The 4,001-nt window shown below is 72.3% G+C and carries 5 protein-coding genes; all 5 read left to right on the top strand.

The window, feature by feature from the left end:
* Positions 1 to 482 (top strand): 4Fe-4S double cluster binding domain-containing protein (locus ABDW35_RS33400; RefSeq protein ID WP_343718161.1); only part of this gene is annotated, 482 nt, incomplete at its 5' end.
* Between the two features lie 97 nt (positions 483 to 579).
* Positions 580 to 1,941, top strand: coding sequence for an RsmB/NOP family class I SAM-dependent RNA methyltransferase (locus ABDW35_RS33405; protein ID WP_343718162.1), 1,362 nt, complete (start codon positions 580 to 582; stop codon positions 1,939 to 1,941).
* Entirely contained in the window at positions 1,938 to 2,468 is a 531-nt protein-coding gene (locus ABDW35_RS33410; protein WP_343718163.1) for a GNAT family N-acetyltransferase, read from the top strand. The genes ABDW35_RS33405 and ABDW35_RS33410 overlap by 4 nt, the downstream gene beginning before the upstream one ends.
* The gene (locus ABDW35_RS33415; RefSeq protein WP_343718164.1) at positions 2,465 to 2,740 is read left to right on the top strand and encodes a DUF1294 domain-containing protein; all 276 of its coding nucleotides are present in this window, start codon (positions 2,465 to 2,467) and stop codon (positions 2,738 to 2,740) included. Before ABDW35_RS33410 ends, ABDW35_RS33415 begins: the two co-directional genes overlap by 4 nt.
* A 124-nt stretch (positions 2,741 to 2,864) precedes the next feature.
* A partial coding sequence (gene guaA / locus ABDW35_RS33420) for a glutamine-hydrolyzing GMP synthase (RefSeq protein ID WP_343718165.1) occupies positions 2,865 to 4,001 on the top strand: 1,137 nt, incomplete at its 3' end.

Consider the following 4,001-nt stretch of genomic DNA (forward strand, 5'->3'; position numbering starts at 1 on the left):
ACCTGACGATCGAGCACAAGGGGCCGATCCCGCGCGAGCTGCGGCCGCTGCTGGGCAACCGCATCTATGGCTGCGACGACTGCCTGGCGGCGTGCCCCTGGAACAAGTTCGCCGCCGTGGGGCGCGAGGTGGCGCTGGCGCCGCGGCCGGAGCTGAACGGCCCGGTTCTGGTGTCGCTGCTGCGCTTCGACGACGCCGGCTTCCGCGCCGCCTTCTCCGGCTCGCCGATCAAGCGCATCGGCCGCGACCGCTTCCTGCGCAACGTGCTGGTCGCGATCGGCAACAGCGCCGACCGGGCGCTGGCGCAGGCGGTGGAGCCGCTGCTGGACGACGCCTCGCCTCTGGTCCGTGGGGCCGCGGTCTGGGCTCTCGGCCGGCTGCTGGGATCGCAGGGGCTGCGGCGGCTGGCAACGGCACGCTCCGAGGACCCTGAGGCCGAGGTGCGCGAGGAATGGCAGGCCGGGCTGCGGGCCACGGCCTGATACCGGCGGCGCATAGCTCGCCCGCGCTTCCCGTCAAAAGCTGGCAGCCACGGCGGAAGCGCGGTAGAAGGCGCGTTTTCCTGCTACGCTCCGGACCATGACCCCCTCCGCCCGCATCCAGGCCACGATCGACATTCTCGAGCGCCTCGGCATCGAGAACCGCCCCGCCGACGCCCTGGTCTCGGCCTATTTCCGCACCCGCCGCTTCATCGGCTCGAAGGACCGCAGCGAGATCGCCGCCCGCGTCTACGCCGTGCTGCGTCACCACGCCCGGCTGGGCTGGTGGCTGGCCCGGGTCGAGGCCGAGGACACGCCGCGCAACCGGGTGATCGCCGAGCTGACCCTGGCCGAGGGCGTCGCCATCAAGGATATGGGCCGGCTGTTCTCCGGCGAGACCTACGCCCCGATCCCGCTGGACGGGCCGGAGGACAAACTGGTCAAGGCCACTGCCGGCCAGCCGCTCGACCATCCCGACATGCCGAAGCCGGTGCGCAGCGAGATCCCGGACTGGGCCGCCGCCTCGCTGGAGCAGAATTTCGGCGACCGCTACGAGGCCGAGGTCGCGGCGCTGCTGGACCAGGCCCCGCTGGACCTGCGAGTGAATGAGCTGCGCGGTACCCGCGACGAGGTGGTGCAGACCCTGGCCGCCGGCAAGCTCGACGTGGCGGCGACGCCGCTGTCGCCGCTGGGCATCCGGGTCAAGGGGCGGCCGCAGCTGGGCCGCCACCCGGCCTTCCAGTCCGGCCTGATCGAGGTGCAGGACGAGGGCTCGCAGCTGATCGCCCTGCTGGTCGACGCCCGGCCGGGCCAGCAGGTGGTGGATTTCTGCTCCGGCGCCGGCGGCAAGGCGCTGGCCATCGCCGCGCGGATGAAGGGCAAGGGTCGGGTGGTGGCCTGCGATGTGTCCAAGGGCCGGCTCGACCGCGGCAAGGAGCGGTTGCGCCGCGCCGGCATCGACAATGTCGAGCCGCGCCTCCTGGAGAACGAGCGCGACCGCTGGGTGAAGAAGCAGCGTGGCAAGTTCGACCGGGTGCTGATCGACGCGCCCTGCAGCGGCACCGGCGCCTGGCGCCGCAACCCGGACGCCCGCTGGCGGCCGATGGACCTGGAGCGGCTGCTCGGCGTGCAGCGCGAGATCCTGGACAGCGCCGCCCGCCTGGCCAAGCCCGACGGCGGCCGGGTGATCTACGCCACCTGCTCGCTGCTGCGCGAGGAGAACGAGGCGCAGGTCGAGGGCTTCCTGGCCGGCCACCCGGACTACCGGCTGGTGCCGGTGGAGACGGTGTGGGACGAGGCGGTGGGCACCGGTGAGGCGCCGACCAGCGGCATGCTGCGCCTGTCGCCCGCCGCCAACGGCACCGACGGCTTCTTCGTCGCGGTGCTGGAGCGCGGGCCGAAGGCGGAGGCGGCCGATGCCGCCGCCGACGCGGCCGAGGCCGCGGCGGGCGAGGACGAATGATCCGCCGCGCGATCCTGGCCGATGCGCCGGCGATCGCGCGGATCCATGTCCAGGCCTGGCAGGAGACCTATCGCGGCCTGGTGCCGGACGAGTATCTCGACCGCATGACCGTGACCCAGCGCGAGCGTGGCCATGAGCGGTCGCTGGCCTATGAGGACGGCACCGCGACCTTCCTGGCGCTGGGCCCGACCCCGGCCGGCGGGGCGACACCCGTCGGCTTCGCGATGTGCGGCCGGGCCCGCGGCGCGCCCGGCTATGGCTGGGGCGAGATCTATGCCCTCTACCTGCTCGATCGCGCCAAGGGGAAGGGCCATGGCCGGGCGCTGATGGCGGCCGCGTCCGCCTGGTTCGCCGAGCGCGGCATGACCCCCTTCATGCTCTGGGCCCTCACCGCCAATTTCCGCGCCACCGGCTTCTACCGCCATCTCGGCGGCGAGCCCTATGCCGACCGGCTGGAGCGCTTCGGCGGTGCGGTGCTGGCCGAGAGCGCCTTCCGCTTCGACCGAGCCATCCCGCCGGCCGCATGAAGACCGCCCTGGTGCTGTATCTGCTGGCCGCCAGCCTGGCCGCGTTCGCCCTGTTCGCCTGGGACAAGGGATGCGCCGTGGCCGGCCGGCGGCGGATCCCGGAGCGCACGCTGCTGGCCGTGGCGGCGATCGGCGGCACGCCCGGCGCCATCGCCGGCCAGCGGCTGCTGCGCCACAAGACGCGGAAGGAGCCGTTCCGCACCCGGCTGCTGTGGATCGCCGGGGCGCAGCTGGTGCTGGTCATCGTCATCGTCGTGCTGGCGCTGGCGTAGCCCCTCGCCGTCACCGAACCGTCATCCGCGCATGGACGTTGCGCGCCGGGCGCGGGCCGCATCGCTTGTCCTGCGGGCGGGGGGAGGGTAAAGCTCCGTCCCACCGCCCGACCCCGGAGTTGCCATGCCCGCCCCGACCGCCACGCCGTCGCCGGACCGCATCCTCATTCTCGATTTCGGCAGCCAGGTCACCCAGCTGATCGCCCGCCGGGTCCGCGAATCCGGCGTCTATTGCGAGATCTGGCCGTTCAACCAGGCCGGCGACGACCGCATCCGCGCCTTCGATCCGCGCGGCATTATCCTGTCCGGCAGCCCGGCCTCGGTGACCGAGGAAAACTCGCCGCGCGCGCCGCAGCTGGTGTTCGAGCTCGGCCTGCCGGTGCTGGGCATCTGCTACGGCCAGCAGACCATGTGCGAGCAGCTGGGCGGCGCGGTGGAGGCGGGGCACCACCGCGAATTCGGCCGCGCCTGGCTGGACGTCAAGGAGAACTGCACCCTGTTCGACGGCGCCTGGGCGGTCGGCGCGCGCGAGCAGGTGTGGATGAGCCATGGCGACCGCGTCACCCGCCTGCCGGACGGCTTCCGCATCGTCGCCACCAGCGAGAACGCGCCCTATGCCGCGATCGCCGACGATGCCCGCCGCTACTACGGCGTGCAGTTCCATCCGGAGGTGGTGCACACCCCGCACGGCGCGCAGCTGCTGCGCAACTTCACCCACCATGTCTGCGGCTGCGAAGGCAGCTGGACCATGGCCGCCTTCCGCGACGCCGAGATCAAGAAGATCCGCGCCCAGGTCGGCGACGGCAAGGTGATCTGCGGCCTGTCCGGCGGCGTCGACAGCGCCGTGGCGGCGGTGCTGATCCATGAGGCGATCGGCGACCAGCTGACCTGCATCTTCGTCGACACCGGGCTGATGCGCTCGGGCGAGGCGGAGCAGGTGGTGTCGCTGTTCCGCGGCCACTACAACATCCCGCTGGTGCATGTCGACGCGTCGGACCTGTTCCTCGGCCGGCTCGAGGGCGTCACCGACCCGGAGCAGAAGCGCAAGATCATCGGCGCCGCCTTCGTCGAGGTGTTCGACGCCGAGGCCGAGAAGATCGACGGCGCCCGCTTCCTGGCCCAGGGCACGCTGTACCCTGACGTGATCGAGAGCGTGTCCTTCACCGGCGGCCCGTCGGTGACGATCAAGAGCCACCACAATGTCGGCGGCCTGCCGGAGCGGATGAAGCTGGCCCTGGTCGAGCCGCTGCGCGAGCTGTTC

Origin of the sequence: Inquilinus sp. (assembly GCF_039594555.1) — a bacterium.
Classification (GTDB): domain Bacteria; phylum Pseudomonadota; class Alphaproteobacteria; order DSM-16000; family Inquilinaceae; genus Inquilinus.

What these genes read in the sequence shown, in the direction of transcription:
- ABDW35_RS33405 (WP_343718162.1), top strand. Translation starts at nt 580, where the DNA reads ATGACCCCCTCCGCCCGCATCCAGGCCACGATCGACATTCTCGAGCGC.
- ABDW35_RS33410 (WP_343718163.1), top strand. Translation starts at nt 1,938, where the DNA reads ATGATCCGCCGCGCGATCCTGGCCGATGCGCCGGCGATCGCGCGGATC.
- ABDW35_RS33415 (WP_343718164.1), top strand. Translation starts at nt 2,465, where the DNA reads ATGAAGACCGCCCTGGTGCTGTATCTGCTGGCCGCCAGCCTGGCCGCG.